This is a genomic window from Clostridium sp., assembly GCF_036569345.1.
In the GTDB taxonomy this organism is placed as follows: domain Bacteria; phylum Bacillota; class Clostridia; order Clostridiales; family Clostridiaceae; genus Clostridium_AD.
In genome coordinates this window covers 1-22,564 of sequence record NZ_DATCQT010000142.1, presented here as the reverse complement: position 1 = coordinate 22,564, position 22,564 = coordinate 1, and the positions used below count along the sequence as shown (strand labels likewise).

At 31.1% G+C, this 22,564-nt stretch carries 23 protein-coding genes; 18 read left to right on the top strand and 5 right to left on the bottom strand.

All coding sequences use genetic code 11. The features are described from left to right. The first annotated feature begins 127 nt into the window (after positions 1–127). The 3 genes from VIM70_RS13755 to VIM70_RS13745 all read left to right on the top strand — a co-directional run bounded on the left by VIM70_RS13755 (position 128) and on the right by VIM70_RS13745 (position 3,311). Complete coding sequence (locus VIM70_RS13755) at positions 128–1,039, top strand: sugar phosphate isomerase/epimerase family protein (RefSeq protein ID WP_331946337.1); 912 nt, start codon at positions 128–130, stop codon at positions 1,037–1,039. Positions 1,040–1,310: 271 nt separating this feature from the next. Next, positions 1,311–2,159, top strand: coding sequence for a class II fructose-bisphosphate aldolase (locus VIM70_RS13750; RefSeq protein WP_331946336.1), 849 nt, complete (start codon positions 1,311–1,313; stop codon positions 2,157–2,159). Positions 2,160–2,393: 234 nt separating this feature from the next. Continuing rightward, complete coding sequence (locus tag VIM70_RS13745) at positions 2,394–3,311, top strand: sugar phosphate isomerase/epimerase (protein ID WP_331946335.1); 918 nt, start codon at positions 2,394–2,396, stop codon at positions 3,309–3,311. Positions 3,312–3,511: 200 nt separating this feature from the next. Here VIM70_RS13745 and VIM70_RS13740 read toward each other — a convergent pair whose 3' ends face one another. The 5 genes from VIM70_RS13740 to VIM70_RS13715 all read right to left on the bottom strand — a co-directional run bounded on the left by VIM70_RS13740 (position 3,512) and on the right by VIM70_RS13715 (position 9,115). Further along, complete coding sequence (locus VIM70_RS13740) at positions 3,512–3,760, bottom strand: hypothetical protein (protein WP_331946334.1); 249 nt, start codon at positions 3,758–3,760, stop codon at positions 3,512–3,514. Between the two features lie 632 nt (positions 3,761–4,392). Beyond that, a complete protein-coding gene (gene ytaF / locus VIM70_RS13730) occupies positions 4,393–5,022 on the bottom strand; it encodes a sporulation membrane protein YtaF (RefSeq protein ID WP_331946333.1) in 630 nt (209 codons plus the stop codon). 85 nt (positions 5,023–5,107) lie between these two features. Beyond that, positions 5,108–5,722 carry a lysophospholipid acyltransferase family protein gene (locus VIM70_RS13725; RefSeq protein ID WP_331946332.1) on the bottom strand — a complete coding sequence of 205 codons (615 nt, stop codon included), beginning with the start codon at positions 5,720–5,722 and terminating at the stop codon, positions 5,108–5,110. Then, on the bottom strand, positions 5,715–7,994 hold the full coding sequence (locus tag VIM70_RS13720; RefSeq protein ID WP_331946331.1) for a glycosyltransferase: 2,280 nt from the start codon (positions 7,992–7,994) through the stop codon (positions 5,715–5,717). The genes VIM70_RS13725 and VIM70_RS13720 overlap by 8 nt, the downstream gene beginning before the upstream one ends. A 26-nt stretch (positions 7,995–8,020) precedes the next feature. Further along, complete coding sequence (locus tag VIM70_RS13715; RefSeq protein WP_331946330.1) at positions 8,021–9,115, bottom strand: lysylphosphatidylglycerol synthase transmembrane domain-containing protein; 1,095 nt, start codon at positions 9,113–9,115, stop codon at positions 8,021–8,023. A 295-nt stretch (positions 9,116–9,410) separates the two neighbouring features. On the opposite strand from VIM70_RS13715, the gene VIM70_RS13710 reads away from it, so the two are divergent. From VIM70_RS13710 to VIM70_RS13640, 15 genes are all read left to right on the top strand, one after another. Then, complete coding sequence (locus tag VIM70_RS13710) at positions 9,411–9,740, top strand: PadR family transcriptional regulator (protein WP_331946329.1); 330 nt, start codon at positions 9,411–9,413, stop codon at positions 9,738–9,740. 19 nt (positions 9,741–9,759) lie between these two features. Further along, on the top strand, positions 9,760–10,596 hold the full coding sequence (locus VIM70_RS13705; RefSeq protein WP_331946328.1) for a pentapeptide repeat-containing protein: 837 nt from the start codon (positions 9,760–9,762) through the stop codon (positions 10,594–10,596). A gap of 276 nt (positions 10,597–10,872) precedes the next feature. Then, positions 10,873–11,493 carry a YhbD family protein gene (locus VIM70_RS13700; RefSeq protein WP_331946327.1) on the top strand — a complete coding sequence of 207 codons (621 nt, stop codon included), beginning with the start codon at positions 10,873–10,875 and terminating at the stop codon, positions 11,491–11,493. 36 nt (positions 11,494–11,529) lie between these two features. Continuing rightward, positions 11,530–12,264 (top strand): polymer-forming cytoskeletal protein, encoded by a 735-nt coding sequence (locus VIM70_RS13695; RefSeq protein WP_331946326.1) that lies wholly within the window; start codon positions 11,530–11,532, stop codon positions 12,262–12,264. A 99-nt stretch (positions 12,265–12,363) separates the two neighbouring features. Beyond that, on the top strand, positions 12,364–13,314 hold the full coding sequence (locus tag VIM70_RS13690; RefSeq protein ID WP_331946325.1) for an ATP-binding cassette domain-containing protein: 951 nt from the start codon (positions 12,364–12,366) through the stop codon (positions 13,312–13,314). Beyond that, positions 13,314–14,090: an ABC transporter permease gene (locus VIM70_RS13685; RefSeq protein ID WP_331946324.1), complete on the top strand. Its 777-nt coding sequence runs from the start codon at positions 13,314–13,316 to the stop codon at positions 14,088–14,090. The genes VIM70_RS13690 and VIM70_RS13685 overlap by 1 nt, the downstream gene beginning before the upstream one ends. Positions 14,091–14,402: 312 nt before the next feature. Continuing rightward, positions 14,403–14,609 carry a heavy-metal-associated domain-containing protein gene (locus VIM70_RS13680; RefSeq protein ID WP_331946323.1) on the top strand — a complete coding sequence of 69 codons (207 nt, stop codon included), beginning with the start codon at positions 14,403–14,405 and terminating at the stop codon, positions 14,607–14,609. Positions 14,610–14,974: 365 nt separating this feature from the next. Further along, positions 14,975–15,673, top strand: a complete 699-nt coding sequence (locus tag VIM70_RS13675) for a response regulator transcription factor (protein WP_331946322.1) — start codon at positions 14,975–14,977, stop codon at positions 15,671–15,673. After that, a complete protein-coding gene (locus VIM70_RS13670) occupies positions 15,674–16,609 on the top strand; it encodes a sensor histidine kinase (RefSeq protein ID WP_331946321.1) in 936 nt (311 codons plus the stop codon). A 134-nt stretch (positions 16,610–16,743) separates the two neighbouring features. Beyond that, entirely contained in the window at positions 16,744–17,667 is a 924-nt protein-coding gene (locus VIM70_RS13665; protein ID WP_331946320.1) for an ABC transporter ATP-binding protein, read from the top strand. Next, the gene (locus tag VIM70_RS13660; protein WP_331946318.1) at positions 17,660–18,355 is read left to right on the top strand and encodes an ABC transporter permease; all 696 of its coding nucleotides are present in this window, start codon (positions 17,660–17,662) and stop codon (positions 18,353–18,355) included. The genes VIM70_RS13665 and VIM70_RS13660 overlap by 8 nt, the downstream gene beginning before the upstream one ends. A gap of 326 nt (positions 18,356–18,681) precedes the next feature. Beyond that, positions 18,682–20,442 (top strand): molecular chaperone DnaK, encoded by a 1,761-nt coding sequence (gene dnaK, locus VIM70_RS13655; protein WP_331946317.1) that lies wholly within the window; start codon positions 18,682–18,684, stop codon positions 20,440–20,442. A gap of 31 nt (positions 20,443–20,473) precedes the next feature. After that, positions 20,474–21,301 (top strand): DUF5685 family protein, encoded by an 828-nt coding sequence (locus VIM70_RS13650; protein ID WP_331946316.1) that lies wholly within the window; start codon positions 20,474–20,476, stop codon positions 21,299–21,301. Then, on the top strand, positions 21,301–21,966 hold the full coding sequence (locus tag VIM70_RS13645; protein ID WP_331946315.1) for a DnaJ domain-containing protein: 666 nt from the start codon (positions 21,301–21,303) through the stop codon (positions 21,964–21,966). Before VIM70_RS13650 ends, VIM70_RS13645 begins: the two co-directional genes overlap by 1 nt. Before the next feature lie 30 nt (positions 21,967–21,996). After that, entirely contained in the window at positions 21,997–22,407 is a 411-nt protein-coding gene (locus VIM70_RS13640) for a hypothetical protein (RefSeq protein ID WP_331946314.1), read from the top strand. Positions 22,408–22,564 lie beyond the last annotated feature (157 nt).

The window sequence follows — 22,564 nt, the reverse complement described above, 5'->3', positions numbered from 1 at the left end:
TTAAATTAAATTATCTGGACATACAAAGTGAAACTTTTAAATAAGCAATTGATATTTGGTAGTTAATTTTTTATACTTATATTTTAAAAATTCACATCAATGAATAAAAAAATGGAGGTATGGTACTATGAAAGAAAAGCAAAAATTACATTCTTCATTGCTAATTGGAGAGATGTTTTTCCCTATTTCGTATGATGATAAAAATATTCTAGAAGTAATACGTCGTGCTGGAGAGCTTGGTTTTTATGAAGGCGTGGAAACAGGTATAATTTTTGATAGCAAAGTAGCATCAAAAATACGCACTGAATGTGAAAATAAAAAATTGCGACTAACACAATGGTCGACCCTTAACATCAACAACGAAAACCTCAATCTTTCAAGTGTAAACAAAGAGATAAGAAACAAATCACTTTCACGTGTAAAAGAATTAATACACTTTTCGGCAGAGTGTGGCACAAAGACTTTTGCCCTAACCAGTGGTCCTGATCCTGGGGCGGCATATAGAGAAGAAGCTAAAAAGTATTTGGCTGATTCGTTACATGTAGTTTGTAACGAAGTAAAGCGATATAACAAGGATATGGATGTAGTCATGGAGCATTTGGACAGATATGTGCACAAAAAACAATTATTAGGTCCAGTTGATGAAACAGTTATCTGGATGATGCCAATTCACCAAGATTGTCCAAATATGTATCTTGGGTGGGATGCTGCTCATGCAGCATTGGATGGAGAAAATTTGATTACAACACTTCATCAAGCAGCACCTATTATGGCAGAGCTACATCTCTCTAATGCAGTCCTTAACCCAAGCGATCCTTTGTATGGAGATAACCACATGAAGTATGGTGCACCTGGATTTTTAACAATAGAGGTTGCAGGAGAACTGTTAAAAACCGCGGTTTCACTTAATACACTCAAAGAGCGTGACGGTATCTTCACAGCAGTAGAGATTCGTACCACAAAAGCTGATGATTTGTGGAAAGTTGAAAAAGAGAGCAGGGAGTTTTTAAAAATGGCAATTGAATTAGCAAATGATTAATCTTGATCATTAAAGCTCTTAATATGAATAATTCAACTAAAGAAGATATATATTTTATAAGTTTGTTTGTAATAGTAGGTTTAGTAGAAACAAGGATGATGACCATAGTAAAATTAAAAAGATTACACAGAATTTTTAAAAATAGTTATTTACCTAGTGTATTCGTGCTTAGATTCTATTGATGCCCAAGTTTAAGCATTTAAGATATCAAAAAATGTAAAAGTTAATATTAGACTTCAAAAATATTAAGTACAATTTGGAGGCAATTCTTATGTTAGTAAACTTAAATAATGTATTGATAAAGGCAAGAAAGGAATATTATTCAGTACCGGCTTTTGATTGTACCGAGGAATTAATAAGGCCAATTCTTGATGAATGTGAAAAAATGGGATCACCAGTGATCCTAATGGCACTAGAGCATGATTTAAAAGAAAAAGGAATTGTCTATATATCCTCAATTGTTAAAGGGGTAGCAGCTGAATACAATATTCCTATAGTTTTGCACTTAGATCATGCTACTAATATTGAAATAATAAAGAGAGCAATAGAATATGGATTTACATCTGTAATGTATGATGGATCAACTCTATCATTTGAGGAAAATGTGAAAAATACAAAAGAGGTAGTTGAATTGGCACATCCATTGGGAATTTCTGTTGAAGCGGAACTTGGTAGGGTTGCAGGATCAGATTTAGATGGTGCTTATACTGGGGAAATGAGTCTTACAAAAGCAAAAGATGTTAGTAAGTTTATTGAACTTACAGGTATAGATGCTTTAGCTGTATCAATTGGAACTTCACATGGATTATATGTTAGTCTTCCAAAATTAAACATAGAAAGGCTAAAAGAAATAAATGAGATTAGTACTGTTCCTCTAGTATTACATGGAGGATCAGGGACACCAGTAGATCAAGTGAGAGAAGCTATAAAAAATGGGATTTCAAAAGTAAATCTGTATTCTGACATTAGAACTGCTATGACATCAGGCGCTAAAAAATCATTTACTGAAGAAAAAAGAGTTGATGCTTTGCCAGATCAATTGTTCATGCCAATTAAAGACGCTATCAAAAATGCTGTAAAACTCAAAATCGAAATGACCATGTCTCAAGGCAGGGCTTAAAAACTTTAATACCTTTGTAATTAAAAATGATGTAGGTGATATTTTTATAGTAGTAAAACTTTATTCTATCAAACGTGTAATTGATTTCTACATCTTTATATTTGTATGTAAAATATTCTAATAGGGATAAAGACAATTAAAACGAGCCTGAGATAGGCAATTTTAAGTGATATAAATCAATATATTTAGAAGAAAAGTTAAAAATTTAATTAAAATAAAACTTGGAGGTAGAAAATGAATGAATCAATTAAGAAGTATATGAGAGTGGGGTTAATTCATTTTATGGCTTATCCTTCTGTATCAAGTGGGACCGGACCGATAGAAGAAACACTAAAAAAAATTGCAATAGATGATTACTTTGATGCAGTAGAAATTACATGGATTAAAGATGGAAAAATAAGAAAAAAGGCTAAGAAAATGATTGAAACAGCACATATGAGTGTTGCATATTCGGCAGGGCCTAGATTGATGCAACAAGGATTAAATATTAACGATTTAAATGAGGATGGAAGAGTAAAGGCAGTAGCAACACTTGAAGAAGGAATTGATGAGGCGTATGAAAATGGTTGTGAAGGATTTGGATATTTGAGCGGTAGGTATCCAAAGGATGCAATCGGTAAAGAAGAGGCATATAATGCTTTGGTAAAGTCTACCATGGAAATTTGTGAATATTCGAAGGCAAGAGGAAACTTAAAAATTGCATTAGAAGTATTTGACTATGATATAGATAAAAATGCATTAATAGGTCCGGCTAGCCTTGCTAGAAGGTTTGCAAAAGAAATCAGAAATAGATATGAAAACTTTGGACTTATGGTTGATTTAAGCCATATACCATTAATCAAAGAGACTATACAAGAAGCAATACTACCTATAAAGGATTATATAATTCATGCTCATATGGGAAACTGTGTGTTAGAAAATTCTAACTTGCCAGGTTATGGTGATCAGCATCCGAGATTTGGATTTCCTGATTCAGAAAATGATGTTAATGAACTTGCAGAATACATAAAGCTATTAATGTCAATCGGTTTTATAAGTGAGGAAAAAAGACCTATCGTTAGTTTTGAGGTTAAACCATTTGGTGATGAAGATCCAGAGTTAGTAATTGCCAATGCAAAAAGAGTGCTAAATGCTGCATGGGCTAAATTATAATATGGTTTATTTAAATACATTATTTTGATCTCTGTAGAATATTTGAAAGGTAATGTACATTTACTAATGCTACCTAAGTAGATAGGTTGATAATGAAATAATAGCTAAAACATCCAAAGATCTGATTGGCTCAAATCTATGGATGTTCCTTTTTGGAGAGTATTATATTTTAGGCATCTATTTTTACATAATCAAAATCTTTATTTATTATTGTTCTCCACTTTTGTGATACTTAATGACAATAATGATATATTGAATTGTTCACAAGCATCAATATTTGCCACATGATCACAAATTTTTAATATTTCTATTTCTGTTGTCTCATTTTTTTTAATATATTTATCTACCATAGTTGTGAACATATGATCTTCTGTACCCATAATATAATTTCTGGGAACATTTATGTTGGTAATTAGTTCTTTGGCATGTGTCTTTTCATAATATTGCATAACATCAAACCAAGCGTAAAACTCTTTAGTGTCCAGTAAGAATCATTGATGATACTCTTTCTGGGGCAATTAATGATATTTTATGGGCAACCATTATTTTATCAATACATAGCTTATCCATTAATTTCAGAATATCATCAGCAATTACTGAAAATGATGGATTAGATTCTTTGTGAAGCATTAATTTTTTAGGATAGTAGAAAATTAAAAGTTCGTTTAAAAAGATAAATTTACACTTTGAATATGGTAAGTAATTTTAATCAGAAAAATAAAATATATTCAGTAAAGGTTACTCAAAATTAGCGCGTCCAATAGCAGATAGAATTGTAATTATGACGCCAGGTCCTGGAAAAGTAAAAAGTATAATAGATGTAAATATAAAAAGGAAAAGAGATAGGACTAGTGAGGAATTCTTGAAAATACGAGATAAAGTATTTATAGAATTAAAAATGAAGAAGGAAAATGAGACGGAATACTGTATTTAAAGTTTGTTAAATTAAATATAAAGATGTATATGAACTCAATATTAAGTTTATATACATCTTTATATACTTAACTAGCTACCTATGATAGGCATAGAATGAATGTAATTTATGTCTTACTTATTTATAAATCTATTAATAAATAAGGCATCATACAAATAGCTCATACATCCCTAGAATTAAAATAATGCATATTGAAATTATTTCTGAATATCTTGATAACTTATCAGAAATTACCTTTTCACCAATGTAATACCCTATTGGTATAAATACGAGGCTGAAAATCAAAGAGGATATAGATGTCAAAAGGATGTTTAATCCTGCAATACTTGCCCCTATTCCTAAACCAATATTATTTAAACAAAGAACAATTCCTAGGATAATAGCTTCTTTAAAGTCTATAGTTTTTGAGTCATTCGTATCTATTATCTCTGGATTTCTAAGTGCATTTTCATAGTGCTTAAATCCTGATTCTTCCACATTAACTTCTTTTGTGCTTTTCTTGCTTCCAATGTCTTTTCTGATCCAATTTATTAGCAGTAATATACCCAATAATAATAATATGCCACTTCCTATTATATTTGAATATTTTAGTGGGATTAATCTCAAAAGCGTTTTTCCAAATAACATGGCTAATAAAGTACCTATACCAGAAATAAAGGATATCATAAAGTTATTTATAAAATTTATTCTAACTTTTTTAGCCCCATAACTCAGCCCTACAATAAGATTATCGCTGCTTGAGGAAATAGCAAAAAGAAAAACCGATAAAATGTTCATATAATTCCTCCAAAGTAAAGATATCACGAGTATAATATGATATGACTCGTTAAAAGGTTACTGAATTTGGAATTATTGAGCTTATTTATAAAGAAATATGTTGATATTTATGATCCCGAAGTATCATTTTTGCTGTCGGTACATCTAAGGGATCCTGAACATGCACTTCTATTCGGTTAAAAGGTAGGGGAATGGTGAAATTGTCCCATCTTCTTTTTAATTGTATTTTTCTTTTACATTTGATTGCAATAGGTAATACTTTACGTTTTGTAAGTAATGCTGTAATAAATGGAAAAGGTTTTGCTTCATGATAAGGACCTAAGGGACCGTCAAGAGTAACGGCTAAATTGGCACAATCAGGCCCATTTATTTCCTTTCTTATTTTAAACAAGAAGTTTCCACCCTCACTCTCATCTGGAACTCGAATTGTCTTATATCCAAAATGTTTACATATCATATTAATATAATCTCCTCTTCCATTCTTAGTAGTAATTACGTAGAGTCCTTTCCCACTAAGGTAAGGATATAATGAATAGCTATCTCCATGCCAAAACACAAGAATAAATTTTTCAGCATGAGAAGATTCTAAAAAAGTATATTGCCCAGTAGAAATTATTTTGCTAGTTTTATATACAAATTGAATATAATAAATCGCAATAAGTGTAATAAGTTTTCCAATAAAACAAGATATTTTATTCATCTATAGTCACCCCTTTATTTTTGTGGATTTCTGCATTTGGCAAAGTAACTACTTTGTTAATATCCATTTGATTAATTTTTTTATTAATTATTGCTTTGTGGTATACTTCCACAGTTGCTTTTGCCATAACATCTAAGGAAAACTTATTAGAAAAGTCATAGGCATTTTGAGACATCTCTTTTAATATTTTAGGGTTTTCCATTAAATAAATAACTTTTTCTGACCATAAATCTAAATTAGCTTTAGTCTTAAATCCGTTATATTCATTGTGAATCATATCATCTATTCCACTAGAACGAATGGCTACAACAGCGCATTTCCCAGCCATTGCTTCTAATATTACCATTCCTTGAGTTTCAGATTGTGAACTAAAAACAAAAATATCAGATGCCATATAATACTGGCAAACTTCCTGCGGACTTACTGAACCTAGTAGGAGTATTGTATCTTGTAAGCATTGGTCCTCTATTGTTTCTAATATATTTTGCTTTTCAGGTCCGTCTCCTATAATAATGCATTTAAAGGGTACACTGGAATTATCTTTTATACGTCTTATTCCATTTAATAAAAAATAAATATTCTTTTCTTTTGTTAAACGAGAAACGGAGCATAAGATCACTTCATTTTGCACTCTATATTTTTTATGGATAAGGTTAATGCAATGTAGGTCTGTATTATTATAAAAATCAAAGTCAAGTCCCGTGGGTAAGACGGTTTTATCTCTGCTTACACCAATGTTTGCTAAGTATTTTTTCGCTGAATTAGTTGGCGCAAGTATAGCATCACATTTTTGAGAAAATATTCGAATCAAGTTATGAGAGACTATATTTTCGAAGGTTTGTTTAAAAAAAGGTAAATTATGAGCGTATTTTTCAAGTCTAGTATGATAAGTTAAAATCACAGGTATTCCATATTTTTTACCAAGCTCAAGTCCTTTTGATCCCATCCAAAATGGGTGATGCAAATGAATAACATCAAAATCTTGGCATAAAAAATCTTTTTCTATCTTTGGAGAGAAAATATTAACTATTGGAAAGTCAAAGGGCTTAGTCTTAAAATAGATTAATAAATTGCATCTTAAAACATTAGCATCTTCTAGGGTTTTAAGGGGATACCTAGGAGCAAATATTACCACGTTATGCCCTCTTTTGCGAAGGCCTTTTGTGAGCCTTGTAATAGAAATAGGAACGCCACCGATAAATGGTAAATAATTATTAGTGAACATAGCAATATTTAATTTTTCTTTGATTATAATGTTTTCTTCTCCTTCATCAAATTCACTATAATAATCAACGATTTTGCTTACTCTATAATTAATCAGTAACCCCAAAAATATAAATACACTTAGTAGTAAAATAAAATTGAAAAAGTTCAAATAGAAAATTGAATGAATATAAAACCAAGTATTTTTTAAAATACGATAAATAACCAAATTGGAGGGTGTGTCCTCTTTTATAACATTATAAGACACTACATTATTTTTTATATTTACTTTGATATAGTGGTAGAAGCTATTTTGATTATTAAGAAGTAAAGCACCACCAGCACCACCACTTATAAAATATTGAACATCTTTAATTTTCCTATTATTATAAACTTCCATACCAGAGGTGAATACTGCATTAACTTTGTATTTTGAAAAAGTATCAGTTAAAAAATCACAATATGGTTTATTAAGTGATTCAGTGTTTTCAAGTTTAAAGGGAGGTTTATTCATAATTATAAACTTATACTTATATTTATTACTTTGAATTAGTTCATCTACTAGCCATTTCCGCTGCCATTGTTCAGAGGTTAATTCTGTTGTATCTAGGAAAATAAAGTAAGTATCATTTACACTATAAGAAAAATAATAAGGACCATAATGATGATAAAATTTTGCGAAACCATTATTTAAAGTTTCTTTATCACCTATTCCAATTATAGTAGGAATTTTTATTTTATTTAAGCTTTTATTTAATATCCTATATTTATATTCATCCCCATTTATCACAGCGTTTCCTGTAGAAACAGCAAAATCCAGATTCTTGTCTGTATTTATTTCTTTAACTATTTTTTTATCAAATATATCTATAGAACTCTTTATATTTCCTAGTACAACAAAAGAAATTCCATCATTCATATTTATATGATCTAATTTTTGTATATTATTAATATTAGTTGATACAAAGTCAGATTCAAAAATAAATAAATAACTCTTATAAGAAATAAAAATTAATAATAAAATAATATCTAGAAATAATATAATTTTTAGACTTCTTTTCTTCCACATAAGGTTGCCTCCTAACACGCCCTATATTAAATTGTTATTTTTCTGAGTTTGTTTTTAGCTATTTCTAAATAAAAAAGTATTAAACCTATTAACATACCTAAATACATGGTGAAAAATCGCCATAAAAATGTTAATGATACTATATCATTCTTTGCTACAAAATCAGAAAACATCAATGTAAATCCACCTTCAGCAACGCCAGTAGCTCCAGGCGTAGGCGCAAAATATGTGACGAAAGTTAATACAATCTGTATTGAAATAATTTGACTTATTGAAATGCTAGAGTTAAGCCCTCTAATGAGAATAACTGGAAATATAAATAAGGTAAACAAATATAAAATCATATATATTATGGATAATAATATATATTTTTTCTTGCCTTTTAAGAATCTTTTAATGTTGAGAGCAAAAATATCAATTTCTAAGAAACTATTTTTTTTAAATTTTTCTACCTTGATTTTTGAAATAATATTTTTATTTTGTAGAATAGCCAATACTTTAGATAGATGTCTTTTTATTATGTTTGTATTGGTCAATATTTTATAAAAGCCGTAAGTAGCTAAGATATATATAAGAACTAAGGCTAAGATATAAATCAAATTATTGCCACTTGGAGCAATTTTTAAAATAGCTTTATCCCTTATTAAAATTATTGGTGTTGTGATAAAGAAAAAAATAAAAGGAAGTACAGTTTTTATTGTAGTTGCTGCAGTAGCATCACCGATGGAAACACCTTTTTTGTTTAAGAAATATATTTGAGCAAAGCCACCTCCAGTTGCAAAGGGAGTTATATTTGATAAAAACATGTTAATGAATGTCAGCTTAATGAGATATCCAAGAGTAACATGAATTTGTAGGACTTTTAAAATATATAGGAATCTTAAAGCATCTAAAATGAAATAAAAAAGTAATAAGATACCAAGTGCTAATAATATAGTAGGAGATAAGGATTTAAATGAGAAAAATAATGTTGTGTCACCAAAATGTTTTTGTATAAATAATACAGACATATATGAAGTTGCTATAAAAATAAGTGTGAGTGTTGAGTAAGTTAATATTTTGGTTTTTGTAATCAAATAATTATTATGAACTAAATTGACCTTTGGTTTAAGTTCCTTCATGTTTATTCTCCTTGATTAATAATTATTTTATTAAACAAACCAATTCCCAAAGAATGTTTTTGGGGAACACAACTATAATTGTATTGCTTTTACAATATATGTGAACTACACTATAAATCATTCCTATACGTGAAAATTCACTTTGGTCAGTTTTTTATTTTTATAGGCTTTAGGCATTTGCACACAAATAATGATTATATTATCAAAGTGCATAATAGTAGTAGTATAACGATAATGAATATACATTGACAGTCGTGGTAATATGATGTATATTTTAATTATAGAAGGTGATATAGTGGTCGACAATAAAATCTCTTCGGATTTACTCAGAGGACATACAGATACGATTATCTTGAAGTTATTAATGAGTGGTGATAAATATGGATATGAGATATCAAAATCAATAAATTCAAACTCCAGTGGTGAGTATGAACTTAAGGAGTCTACTATGTTTTCGAGCCTAAAGAGGCAAGAGAATGATGGTGGTGTTACATCGTATTGGGGTGATGAGACCCAGGGTGGACGGAGAAAGTATTATAGGATTACCGAAAAAGGAAAAGAAACTTATTTTCAAAACAAAAAAAATTGGGAGAACGCTAAGCGTATTCTAGATCATCTATTATAAGAGGAAGGTGGTAATAACGATGAATGAGAAATTAATGAAATATTTAGATGGAATATTTTCACTCTATGAAGATTCGCAAGTAGTCAAAGAATTAAAAGAAGAGTTGTTTAATACTTTACAGGATAAGTTTAGTGATTTGAAAAATCAAGGTTATGATGAGGTAACTTCTTATAGTATGACCATAGAATCCATTGGAGACATATCAGAAATTATAGAAAGTATCTCTGCAAAGAAAAGAGAACTACAGATGGTAAGACAGGATTTTTCAAATATTAATCTCCAAAATTCTGATTTTAAAGGGGTAAAAGTACATGAGGCGAAGTTTAACGGTAGCGCCCTCAAAGAATCAGACTTCAGCAATTCAGATTTAAGTAATAGCTCTTTTAAAGGCACTGATTTACAGAATTCAGATTTTAAAAAGGTAACATTACATGATGGAACCTTTAGCGGTAGTGCCCTTAAAGGATCAGATTTTAGTGATTCAGATTTAACTAACAGCTCCTTTAAAGGCTGTGATTTGACTAATGTAATATTTGATGGTGCTAATCTTACCGGAGTAAAATTAATTCAGGTCAGTCTGAGATATACAAGTCTTAAAAGTTGTATCTTTGATTATACGGATTTTAGCAGTTCAGATTTGACCGGAGTATGTTTTGATAATCAAAAGTTAATTGGTACTATTTTTAATTGTACTTATTTAAAAGGAACATCGTTTAAAAATGTTATTTTTAGAAATGTTATTTTTAAAAACGTTGAGGTAAAAAAAGCGATTTTTGACGGCGCTACAATGGATAAATTGACTTATGCTGTTTTAAAAGGTAGCAAAGCAAACTTGACTAATGTAACAGTAATTTAGAAGGATGCAAATTTATAAGCATAAGATGGCATAAATTCTAAATAGAATAGCAAAAGCCATGGACCCCCTAAAGTTAATATAGTAATAATTAATTTAATTTCGATAAATAGCTCTCTAAAATAGAGGGCTATTTATCGAAATTAAATTACGCAAATTCCGTTGTAATTATCATATTGTTTAAGTTTTTCTATTTACAACGTAACAATGTTATGTTACACTACATATAATAGTAAAAACAATAGTTTTATAACTTAGAATTACAAAAGGAGGGGTAACATGGACGAAGAATTAATAGCAAAAAAAGAATTACTTGAAATCACGAATGTTTCTTATGGGCAGTTGTATAGATGGAAAAGAAAAAATCTTATACCAGAAGAATGGTTCATAAAAAAATCTAGCTATACAGGTCAGGAAACCTATTTCCCTAGGGTGAAAATATTAGAAAGAATTGAAAAAATTATTAATATGAAAGACGATGTATCATTAGATGACCTAGCACAAATATTTTCACCAGAGTTAGCAGATGTATTTTTAAGCGAGTTAGAGTTAATAGAAAAGAACATTGTTACACAACAGACGTTAACAATGCATAAAAATGTCTATGGAGAAATAAAAACATTTTCTTTTGAAAAGATATTATATATTTTATTATTGGAGAAAAGTCTAGTATCTGGGAATGTATCTTTAGAAGAAAGTAAACTTATTATAGAAACCCTAGAAGAAAATTATAAGTTGTTAGAAGGTAAAAATACCGAGATAATTTTTTTAAGGAAATTTGGAATGGCACTATGTTTTTTAATTACTGTGCCAAATGAAATTTATATAGATAAGGGCGCAAAAATAATATTAAGACTTAATATTTCACAGTGCATCGAAGAACTTAAAACTAAAATTTAATGATTCATTAATATATAAAAATGGAGGAGATTTAATATGGGAAATATGAATGATAATGATTTAAAGATATCTGGGTCAGGAAGTTCAGGTGGTGGAAAATATAATAATGTAATTATAAGTGGGTCAGGAAAAATTAGCGGTGATTTAGAGTGCATAGACTTTAAAACTAGTGGTTCTTCAAAAGTTATAGGTAATTTAAAAGCAGAAAGTATAAAAATTAGCGGCTCTGCTAAGATTGAAGGTGATGTAGAAGTAAAAGATATAAAGATAAGTGGATCGTCTCATGTCATGGGAAATGTTAAGAGTCAATGCATGAAAATAAATGGCTCAATGCACATAGATGGAAGCCTATACGGAGAAGACGTTAGTGTATCGGGCTCGGTTAGTATAGGGGAAAATTGTGAAGCGGAATCTTTTAATGCTAGTGGTGATTTTAAAATACAAGGATCATTAAATGCAGGACAAGTAAATATTAAATTGGGTGGGAACTGTACTGTAAAAGAAATTGCTGGTGAACATATTGAAATAAGGGTTCGACCTATCGATAATTCTATATTTAGAAAAGTAATTGATAAAATCTTTAATTCTAGAGGTGAGTTGAATACGGAGCTAATAGAAGGCGATGATATTTATATTCAAAATACCAATGTGAAAATAGTAAGAGGGAATAATATTACAATAGGTACAGGTTGTAATGTAGGTCTCCTAGAGTATAAGGGAGAAATTAATGTTTCAGACGAATCTATAGTTACAAATCAAAACAAGATATAACTTTATATTTTCTACAATGGATAAATTGACTTATGCTGTTTTAAAAGGTAGCAAAGCAAACTTGACTAATGTAACAGTAATTTAGGGGGTGGTGTAATCATGATACAAACGGGTATAGCTATTTCTGTAAGTGGTCTTGAAAAGTCCTATAAGAACCTGTTGGTACTTAAGGATATCAATTTTACTGTACAAAAGGGCAGTATATTTGCACTGCTCGGATCTAATGGTGCAGGTAAGACAACTATAATTAAAATCCTAACCACTTTACTTAAGGCAGATAAAGGAAGCTCTCAGATATGTGGCTTTGACGTTTCTACTCAATCAAAACAAGTAAGGGGCGAAATAAGCTTAACTGGTCAGTCTGCTGCAGTGGACGAGATCTTGACCGGGAGGGAGAATTTGCGCTTAATTGGAAAACTGCGTCATCTGCCCAATGCAAATAGCAAGGCTGATGAATTACTTAAACGATTTGATTTGTTTGATGCTGCTGACCGGCGTGTTGCAACTTATTCTGGAGGTATGCGCCGAAAACTGGACCTTGCAATGAGTTTGATTGGTAGTCCTAGCCTCGTATTTCTTGACGAGCCAACCACAGGACTTGATCCACAAGGCCGCATTGCTATGTGGGAGATTATAAAAGATCTCAGTCAAACGGGTGTTACCGTGTTTTTAACAACGCAGTATCTGGATGAGGCAGATCAGCTTGCAGATCATATTGCAATCTTAAATGAAGGAAAAATTGTTGCTGAAGGAACCTCGGCAGAACTCAAAAGTTTAATACCACATGGGCATATTGAACTGGAATTTCGTGATAAAAAAGAAGTAGCATTGGCACGTAATTTACTCCATGAATATACTTCAAACCCAAGTGAGGAGAATCAAACGCTTACGATTGCAACCGACGGGAGTATAAAACAGATAACTAACATCTTAAATATGCTTGAAAACGCGAACATATCTGTTGCTGTATTTTCGCAAAAGTTACCAACACTTGAGGATGTATTCCTTACGATTATTGGTCAAAATAAGGGAAATGGAGATGATGCTTAATGCAAATCGGTTTAAAAATGAAGAATAAACTTAGTGATACTATTGTTATGTCCAATCGATGCATGTGCCATGCATTTCGAAGCATGGATACGTTAATCACACTAATTGCAATGCCTATTGTGATGATGCTTATGCTTGTTTATGTGTTTGGTGGAGCAATTAACACTGGTTCAGTAGATTATATAAATTTTGTTGTGCCAGGTATAGTTATTATGTGCATCTCAACTGGTACAGCCTACTCAGCATTACGTTTAAACAACGATATAACTAAGGGTATCATTGACAGGTTCCGTTCTATGCCAATCGCAGAATCATCAATATTGGGTGGGCATGTACTGACATCAGTAGTATTTAACGCTTTTTCAATCGTACTGGTCGTGCTTTCTGCCGTATTAATGGGATTCAGGACGCATGCAGGAATCACAGAATGGTTCCTTGTTACTTTAATACTGCTACTGTTTACGCTCGCAATGACATGGATATCTATGATGTTTGGTTTACTAGCAAAGAGTGCCGAAGGAGCATCGGCTTTTAGTTATCTATTCATGATTCTGATATTTATAAGTTCAGCGTTTGTGCCGATTAATTCAATGCATGGTATCGTACGCTCATTTGCACAGAATCAGCCTATGACACCAATTATAGAAACCATTCGTTCATTGCTTATGGGTGTGCCTACTGGAAATGGTGTTTTAATATCAGTTTTATGGTGCTCGGGTATTCTCATTGCTTCCTATTTTGGTTCATTGCAAATTTACAAGCATAAGATGGCATAAATTTTTATAGAATAACTGGATATTGTAATATTTAAATAATGATTATTGAAGTGAACATCAGTAGCAGTATAACGATAATAAATATACATTGACATCGTGGTTATGTGATATATTTGTTATACGAAACCATATAAAAGGGGTATAACATATAAATTGACTTCAGTAGAATGAAAAAGAAAATTAAATTCTACTGGAGTTTTTTACGTTTGTTCAAATTAAACATCACAATATTAATATATTACAATATAATGATATTACGCTAGATAAATTATTATTTCCAATGATAACAACATAAATAAAGGGGGAATAAAAATGAAAAAGAATATATTAGTAGAAGGTATAAGCTGCATACATTGTGTAAATCATGTTACAGAGGCACTAATGCAGATTGGAGCAAAAGACGTGGTAATAAATCTTGATAAAAAGCTTGCTACTGCGGAAATAAATGATAATATTACTGATGAAATTATTAAGGCGGCTATTGAAGAGGTAGGATATGGTGTTGTACAAATAGTCTAAGTATGAAATACTGGTATCTATAGAATAGACACTTTAAAAAAAATGTTTGGACTATAGATACCAATTTAAGAACATAATATGCAAGGTAAAGCCAGTATCTTACCCATTCTCTTTAGCAACATAAAAGTGAATGGGTATTTTTTTACTCTCTGCTTGATGTTGAAAACTGACTTAAATATTGTGATTTATAAAATAAAATAGTAATATTTTGTATAAATGATTATCTATGGATAGTGAATAAGGTTATAATAAATTTAATGAGTTAATTCAAATTGGTAGTATAGTGAGCTTTTGAAAATTTTGTAGGGGATGAAAAGAAAAATTAGGAGAAAAGCTTGTTAGCTAGAAAAAGGGGTATCATAATTATGAATAATAAAATTCTAATAGTAGAGGATGACATAACCATTAGTGAAATGGTCAAAAATTACTTGATAAAGGATGGATTTATAGTAACAACAGCTTTTGATGGTGAAGAAGCAATCGTTAAATATTCAAATCACGATTTTGATTTAATTATTCTTGATTTAATGATGCCTAAGTTGGATGGTATAGAAACTATGAAAATAATAAGAGAAAAAAGTTCAGTACCTATCTTAATTATGTCTGCAAAAGATAGTGATGTGGATAAGGCTATCGGGTTAGGCTTGGGAGCTGATGATTATATTTCTAAACCTTTTTCTATGATTGAAATTTCTGCAAGAATCAAAGCAGCTATTAGAAGAGCAACAAAATATTCTAACAATGATAAAAAAGAAGAACAGTTGGTAATCAAAGTTGGAAAACTTACTATAGATGTAGAAAATTTTTTAGTTAGTAAAGATAACCAAGCTATTCAGCTTACTTCCAAGGAATTTGAAATATTAAAATTATTTATCCAGAATCTTAATAGAGTATTTACTAAGGCCCAAATTTTTAGCTCTATTTGGAAAGATGAGTACTTTGGTGATGAGAATGTAATTAATGTCCATATGCGAAGATTAAGAGAAAAGATTGAGGACGACCCATCAAATCCACAATACATAAAGACGTTGTGGGGAATTGGATATAGGTTGGAGGGTAAGTAAATGATTATATTATTATTGATAATTATTCTTATTTTAGTTTGCATAATGTTTTTACAATACAAAGCTGAAAAAGTAAGAAGTAAGAACTTAAAATATATTGGGAATAAGTTAAATAAAATTATAAGAGAAAATACAAACGAAAAGCTATTAGTTGTTACTGAGGATAAAGAGACTCGAGAAGTACTTGTAGGAATTAATAGACTTTTAGATTTCAATCAAAAATTAATGGCAGAATATAGAAAAAAAGAGATATCTATGACTAAAATGCTTTCAAATATTTCTCATGATTTAAAAACTCCACTTACAGTAGTATTAGGATATATTGAAACTATAAAACTGGACAAGGATATTCCCGGAGAAGAAAGAGCGATATTGTTATGTAAAGTTCACAATAAAACACTAGAAGTAATTGATCTTATTAATAATTTTTTCGATTTAGCAAAGCTAGAATCAGGAGATAAGGATGTGCCTATATCAAGGGTTAATATGAATGAATTTTGTAGAAAAAGTATATTAGACTTTTATGAAAGCTTAACTGCAAAAGGTTATGAAGTAAATATAGATATACCTGTAACAAATATTTATGCACTTGGGAACATAGAGGCCCTCCAAAGAATAATGAACAATTTAATTTCTAATGCCATTAAATATGGGAGCAAAGGTAAATACATAGGACTTAAATTAAGCTATGATGATAACTATTCCTATGTAGAAATTTGGGATAAAGGTAAGGGCATTGAAGAAATTAATGTTGATAAAGTATTTGAGAGGATGTATACACTTGAAGACTCAAGAAATAAATTATATCAGGGAAGTGGACTAGGACTTACAATAACTAAAAGGCTTGTTGAAATATTAGGAGGAGAAATTTCTCTTAAGAGCAAACCCAGTGTGAAAACTAGCTTTACGATTAAGTTAAAGAGAATAACTTATTAGTTTATATAAGCAAGATGCTAAGTAAAAGGCATCTTGTTTTTTAACTTAAGTATTTCGTAAGATTTGATTAATAAAAAAGAGAAGTCTATATTATATAATAAAATTATAGTAAATAAAGAAAAGAGGAATGTAATATGAATTATATATTAAGGACAACAAATTTAGTGAAAAAATTTAAAGATAAAGAGGTTATAACTAATGTAAATATGAACATTAAAAAAGGAGAAATATATGTTTTTTTAGGTCCCAATGGAGCCGGGAAAACCACAATTATGAAGATGATAGTAAATCTTGTTAAACCCAGCAGCGGAGAAATTGAAATTTTTGGTGAGAAATTAAACTATCAAGCTTATGAACCTTTGAAACGAATAGGAACCATTATTGAGTATCCTATATTTTATGATAAGCTCACTGGTAGAGAGAATCTAGAACTTCATTGTGAGTACATGGGATATTATGATAAAAGTGCTATTGATAAAGCTTTAGATTTAGTGAATTTAAAAGATATTGTTAAGAAAGAAGTTAAGGATTTTTCTTTAGGAATGAAACAAAGACTAGGAATTGCAAGGGCAATTATAACGAGGCCTGAGTTTTTAATATTAGATGAGCCAATCAATGGTCTTGACCCAATAGGAATCAAGGAAATCAGGAATCTATTAAAAATGTTAAGCAAAGAATACGGAATTACAATTTTAATCTCAAGTCATATTTTAGGAGAAATAGAACAAATAGCAGACACTATAGGGATAATAAATAATGGAGAGTTAATAGAAGAAGTTACCATGGACAGCATTAGACAGCAGAATACCGAGTATATAGAAATAATTACTAAGGATTGTATAAAAGCAGCCTTTATTTTAGAAAATGATTTGAATATTTCTAACTTTAAAATTGTAGACAATACCTTAATAAGAATATACGATTTAAAGTTAGCTCAAAAGGATATTTCAAAAGCTTTAATTTTAAAGGGTGTTGACATCGAGGCTATAAATAAGAAGAAAAGTTCGTTAGAAGATTATTTCTTAAAGCTTTTAAATGGGGGTAAGTTAAGTGCTTAAATTAATGAAATTAGAAATTAAGAAGTTTAAAATGAGTAGGTACCTAAAAGGAGTTCTAATTGCAAATTTAATTATTCTAGGTGTTTTATTTATTGTAGTTTATGGATCAAAAACCAATACCGATACGGTCCTTAGTAATTATAATGATGTTGCTTTTGTTGTAGGTACTTTTGTAAGAGCTACTTTCTCAATTTTTGCAGCTGGATTACTTTCAAGAATAATAATTGGAGAATACAAAAGCAAAACAATAAGTATTTTATTTTTATATCCAATAAATAGGAAAAAGATTATGGTAGCAAAGTTAGCTATTATAGTAATATTTACTTTTGCGGCTATGGTATTATCGAGTATTTTCTTGAATTTTAGTCTATATATTTTAAATATTTTCGTAAATTTTATCACAGTACCTTTAACTGGCGATGTTCTAATAAAAAACCTAATTAATATTGTTGTTTATTCAGCAGTCTTTGCCTTTGTAAGCTTAATTCCTTTATATTTAGGTATGAGGAGAAAATCTGGTTCTGCCACAATAATAACCTCAGTTATATTAGTAAGTTTATTAAATAATGGAAGTAAGGGGCATACTTTAACCTCGATTATTATAATTCCAATCATCCTTGCATTTATAGGAGTAGCTACTGCTTATTTATCCATAAAAGATGTAGAAAAAGCAGATCTCGTTAATTAAATAAAGAGGGTTTAAATATACAAAGAAAAATTTTAACAGCTGGTTGAGGTGATGAATGTGTCACTTTACCAGTTTTTTTTATAAAACTGTTATAACTAAACTAGTAATACAATTGAAATGTATTTGATGATTCTAATTACTTCATTTATTGGAAGTAGTGGTATAATGGAAGTCACACTTATTTTTGTGATTTCAAGCATTGTTAAGTCATTCATGATGGAAATCAGGTACAAACTGATTGCAATTGCATTAATTTTGAATATAAAAATTATAGGAAATCTACATAAATTGAAATAGAACAATTTAAATATAAAGGAGAGTATATTATGTCAAAAGTAATAGGTATTGATTTAGGTACAACAAATTCTTGTGTGGCTGTAATGGAAGGCGGAGAGGTCGTCATAATTCATAATGCAGAGGGTGGCCGTACAACTCCGTCTATAGTTGCGTTTTCTAAAACAGGTGAACGATTGATAGGTGAGCCTGCAAAGCATCAGATAGTTACCAATCATGAACGTACAGTAAGTTCCATAAAGCGCGAAATGGGTAGTGACTATAGAGTTAATATTGATGGTAAGAAATATTCACCACAAGAACTTTCTGCAATGATTTTACAAAAACTGAAAACTGATGCAGAAAGTTATCTGGGCGAGATTGTAAGTGATGCTGTGATTACTGTACCTGCATATTTCACAGATGCACAAAGGCAGGCAACTAAAGATGCAGGTAAAATTGCTGGTTTAAATGTACAGCGAATCATTAACGAGCCAACCGCAGCTGCAGTTGCTTATGGTGTAGATAAAGAAACACCGCAAAAGGTCATGGTATACGATTTGGGTGGAGGAACATTTGATGTGTCTATTCTTGACATTAATAATGGAGTTATTGAAGTACTTTCTACCGCAGGAAATAATCGTCTAGGCGGTGATGATTTTGACAGTTGCGTGGTTGATTATCTTACACGCGAATTTAAGAAGGAAAATCATTTTGATCTTACAAAAGATTCTACAGCAATGCAGCGTGTAAAAGAAGCAGCTGAAACAGCAAAAGTAGAATTGAGTGGTACAACGTCAACTGTGGTCAATCTTCCTTTCATTACTTCAAGTAAGTCTGGTCCAGTACATATGAATATTGCATTAACTAGAGCAAAATTTGATGAACTTACAGCACATCTGGTGAAAGCTACAATGGAGCCAGTACAGCAGGCAATGCGTGATTCTAATCTCAATATCTCAGATATCAGCAAGATTTTACTTGTTGGAGGATCCAGCCGTATTCCTGCGGTACATGAGGCTGTAAAAAAGTTTATAGGAAAAGAGCCGTTTAAAGGTATTAATCCCGATGAATGTGTTGCAATGGGTGCTGCACTTCAGGCTGGGGTGCTTGTAGGCGTTGTAAAAGGTTTGTTGCTTTTAGATGTAACACCACTATCTCTGGGCATCGAAACTATGGGAGGAGTTTTTTCTAAAATTATTGATCGTAACACAACACTTCCAATAAAAAAGAGCCAAATTTTTACTACGTCCGGCAGTTTTCAAACATCTGTGGAAATTCATGTTTTGCAGGGTGAACGTGAAATGGCATCTCACAATAAAACATTAGGTAAATTTAAACTAAAAGGTATCAGGCGTGCACCAAGAGGTGTTCCACAGATTGAGGTAACATTCGATATTGATGCAAATGGCATTGTCAATGTATCTGCAAAAGACCTGGGAACTGGTAAAGAACAAAATATTAATATTACTGCTTCCTCAAACTTAAGTCAGCCAGAAATTGATCAAGCTATTCGTGATTCAAAGCAGTTCGCTGCAGAGGATGCAAAGAATAAAGAAGAAGCCACAATAGAGGATCGTGCTGAGCAGTTGAGTTACCAGGCATCAGCAATTATGAAAAAACTTGATAAAACCGACAGTGAAGTGCTGAAAGAGGCTGTTAAATATACCAAAAAATCATTAAAGAGCAAAGATAGTGCACAAATGGTTGAGGCCTGCAATGAGTTATCCAAAGTGATAGAATCCATGCAACATAAAGTTCCACATGATGATGTTTCAGATAATAAAAAGAATAATGAAGATAATGAAAAGTAACAGTTGCAGATGTAGAATATAAATAAGGTAGGTGAATAGTATATTTGGCTATGTAGTGGTGAATACAGATAAGTTGACACTTGAAGAAAAAAAACAATATAGGGCATGTTATTGCGGTTTATGCAAGACACTAGGAACCCGTCATGGAATAATAAGCCGGTTCACTCTTACTTATGACATGACTTTTCTTGTCTTGCTTCTTTCTGCACTTTATAAGACTGATAACACAATAAAAACTGAAAGGTGTGTCATTCATCCTTTGAAGCCAAATGAATATTGGCAGAATGAAATAACGAATTATGCCGCAGACATGAATGTTGTTCTCGCTTATTACAATTTTCTTGATGATTGGACTGATGATAGAAAGATACTGTCACTCGGTGCCGCAAAATTGTTTGAACGGGAATATAAGCGCATTGCAGCACAATATCCAAATCAATGTACTATAATTAGCAAGTGTCTTACTGAGCTTTGCGAAATCGAAAAATCAGGAGAATTGAACCCAGATGTTCCTGCGAATTGTTTTGGTAAACTAATGGGTGAAATTTTTGTTTTAAGGGAAGATGAATATGCGAAAAAATTACGAATATTTGGAGCATCGCTAGGCAAGTTCATTTATATAATGGATGGTTGTATGGATTTAAAGTCTGATATAAAAAATGAACGCTATAATCCGCTGATTACGTCATCATCTGAAAATTTCGGTGATATTTTGAACCTACTTATGGCTGATTGCATAGAAAATTATAAACAACTGCCAATTAATCAAGACAAAGAATTGATTGAAAATATCCTTTACTCAGGTGTTTGGACAAAGTATGAAGCAGAAAAGAATAAGAAAAAGGAGGCACAACAATAATGGTATCTGATCCTTACGAAGTGCTTGGTGTTTCTTCAAATGATTCCAAGGAAGAAATTACTAAAGCTTATCGCAAACTAGCGAAAAAATACCACCCAGATTTGAATCAAGGGGATGCCGATGCCTCAAGGAAAATGAGCGAAATTAACGCTGCATATGAACAGATAAAAAGAGGTGAAACTACCCAAAACAGTAATAATGGAGGCTACAATAACCAAAGTTCATATGGTGACAGGAACAGTTCTTATGGAGGAAATGATCCATTTAAGGACTTCAATCCTTTTGAAGGTTTTGGTTCTTTCGGTGGTGGTCAGAATCAAAGACATGAATATTCCGAATTTGATTCGGTTACTAGCTATTTGAATGCAGGATATTTTAATGAAGCACTCAATGTGCTGGCTGATATTACAAGCAGGAATGCAAAGTGGTATTATTACAGTGCAATTGTAAATTCCAGTTTAGGCAACAAAATCACAACATTAAATCATGCAAAAACAGCAGTGCAAATGGAACCAAATAATCTTGAATATCAAAGAATATTAAGTCAAGTACAAAGTGGAGGTCGTTTGTATCAGCAGCGAAGCCAAGACTTTGGTATACCCATAATGGGATTAGACAAGATATGTTTAGGTATTTGTCTTGCAAAATTTTTCTGTGGGTGTTGATGATGAGTGTATTAAAGAGGAGTGAGTAAAATGAGAAATATTAAAAATAAGTTAGAACATTTTATGTATGGAAGATATGGTACAGATCAATTGTATACCGCTTTAATTGTGGCTTATTTTATCTTGATAGTTGTTAATTTTTTTATTAGTTCTAAAATTATTAGCTTTTTGATGTCAGTTATTCTGATTTGGATTATTTTTAGAACATTATCTCGAAATATTGACAAAAGACGTTTGGAAAACGAAAAGTTTAGGAAGATTTGGAACCCTGTTAAATCGAAAGGTTCTTTGACAATTCGCAGGGTCAAAGAAATTAAAACACACCGCTTTCGCAAATGCCCACATTGCAAGAAGGTACTTCGTTTGCCACGAATGAGTGGTAAGCATACAGTTAAATGTCCTTGTTGTAATAAGGAATTTGAGCTGCGAATTCTAATGTAGGTAACTTTATAATTTTTATGTAGTGCGAGCTGCGAAGCAGCACGCAAACGCGTGATGTTTCCTCTTGGAAATGGAAGCAATTCTATCTTCATTAGTAAGTTATTAACATATAGTAGGGGAATCCTACTAGGTAAGGTCTAACCAACTACCTGTACCT

What these genes read in the sequence shown, in the direction of transcription:
- VIM70_RS13755 (WP_331946337.1), top strand. Translation starts at nt 128, where the DNA reads ATGAAAGAAAAGCAAAAATTACATTCTTCATTGCTAATTGGAGAGATG.
- VIM70_RS13750 (WP_331946336.1), top strand. Translation starts at nt 1,311, where the DNA reads ATGTTAGTAAACTTAAATAATGTATTGATAAAGGCAAGAAAGGAATAT.
- VIM70_RS13745 (WP_331946335.1), top strand. Translation starts at nt 2,394, where the DNA reads ATGAATGAATCAATTAAGAAGTATATGAGAGTGGGGTTAATTCATTTT.
- VIM70_RS13740 (WP_331946334.1), bottom strand. Translation starts at nt 3,760, where the DNA reads ATGCAATATTATGAAAAGACACATGCCAAAGAACTAATTACCAACATA.
- ytaF (WP_331946333.1), bottom strand. Translation starts at nt 5,022, where the DNA reads ATGAACATTTTATCGGTTTTTCTTTTTGCTATTTCCTCAAGCAGCGAT.
- VIM70_RS13725 (WP_331946332.1), bottom strand. Translation starts at nt 5,722, where the DNA reads ATGAATAAAATATCTTGTTTTATTGGAAAACTTATTACACTTATTGCG.
- VIM70_RS13720 (WP_331946331.1), bottom strand. Translation starts at nt 7,994, where the DNA reads ATGTGGAAGAAAAGAAGTCTAAAAATTATATTATTTCTAGATATTATT.
- VIM70_RS13715 (WP_331946330.1), bottom strand. Translation starts at nt 9,115, where the DNA reads ATGAAGGAACTTAAACCAAAGGTCAATTTAGTTCATAATAATTATTTG.
- VIM70_RS13705 (WP_331946328.1), top strand. Translation starts at nt 9,760, where the DNA reads ATGAATGAGAAATTAATGAAATATTTAGATGGAATATTTTCACTCTAT.
- VIM70_RS13700 (WP_331946327.1), top strand. Translation starts at nt 10,873, where the DNA reads ATGGACGAAGAATTAATAGCAAAAAAAGAATTACTTGAAATCACGAAT.
- VIM70_RS13695 (WP_331946326.1), top strand. Translation starts at nt 11,530, where the DNA reads ATGGGAAATATGAATGATAATGATTTAAAGATATCTGGGTCAGGAAGT.
- VIM70_RS13690 (WP_331946325.1), top strand. Translation starts at nt 12,364, where the DNA reads ATGATACAAACGGGTATAGCTATTTCTGTAAGTGGTCTTGAAAAGTCC.
- VIM70_RS13685 (WP_331946324.1), top strand. Translation starts at nt 13,314, where the DNA reads ATGCAAATCGGTTTAAAAATGAAGAATAAACTTAGTGATACTATTGTT.
- VIM70_RS13680 (WP_331946323.1), top strand. Translation starts at nt 14,403, where the DNA reads ATGAAAAAGAATATATTAGTAGAAGGTATAAGCTGCATACATTGTGTA.
- VIM70_RS13675 (WP_331946322.1), top strand. Translation starts at nt 14,975, where the DNA reads ATGAATAATAAAATTCTAATAGTAGAGGATGACATAACCATTAGTGAA.
- VIM70_RS13670 (WP_331946321.1), top strand. Translation starts at nt 15,674, where the DNA reads ATGATTATATTATTATTGATAATTATTCTTATTTTAGTTTGCATAATG.
- VIM70_RS13665 (WP_331946320.1), top strand. Translation starts at nt 16,744, where the DNA reads ATGAATTATATATTAAGGACAACAAATTTAGTGAAAAAATTTAAAGAT.
- dnaK (WP_331946317.1), top strand. Translation starts at nt 18,682, where the DNA reads ATGTCAAAAGTAATAGGTATTGATTTAGGTACAACAAATTCTTGTGTG.
- VIM70_RS13645 (WP_331946315.1), top strand. Translation starts at nt 21,301, where the DNA reads ATGGTATCTGATCCTTACGAAGTGCTTGGTGTTTCTTCAAATGATTCC.
- VIM70_RS13640 (WP_331946314.1), top strand. Translation starts at nt 21,997, where the DNA reads ATGAGAAATATTAAAAATAAGTTAGAACATTTTATGTATGGAAGATAT.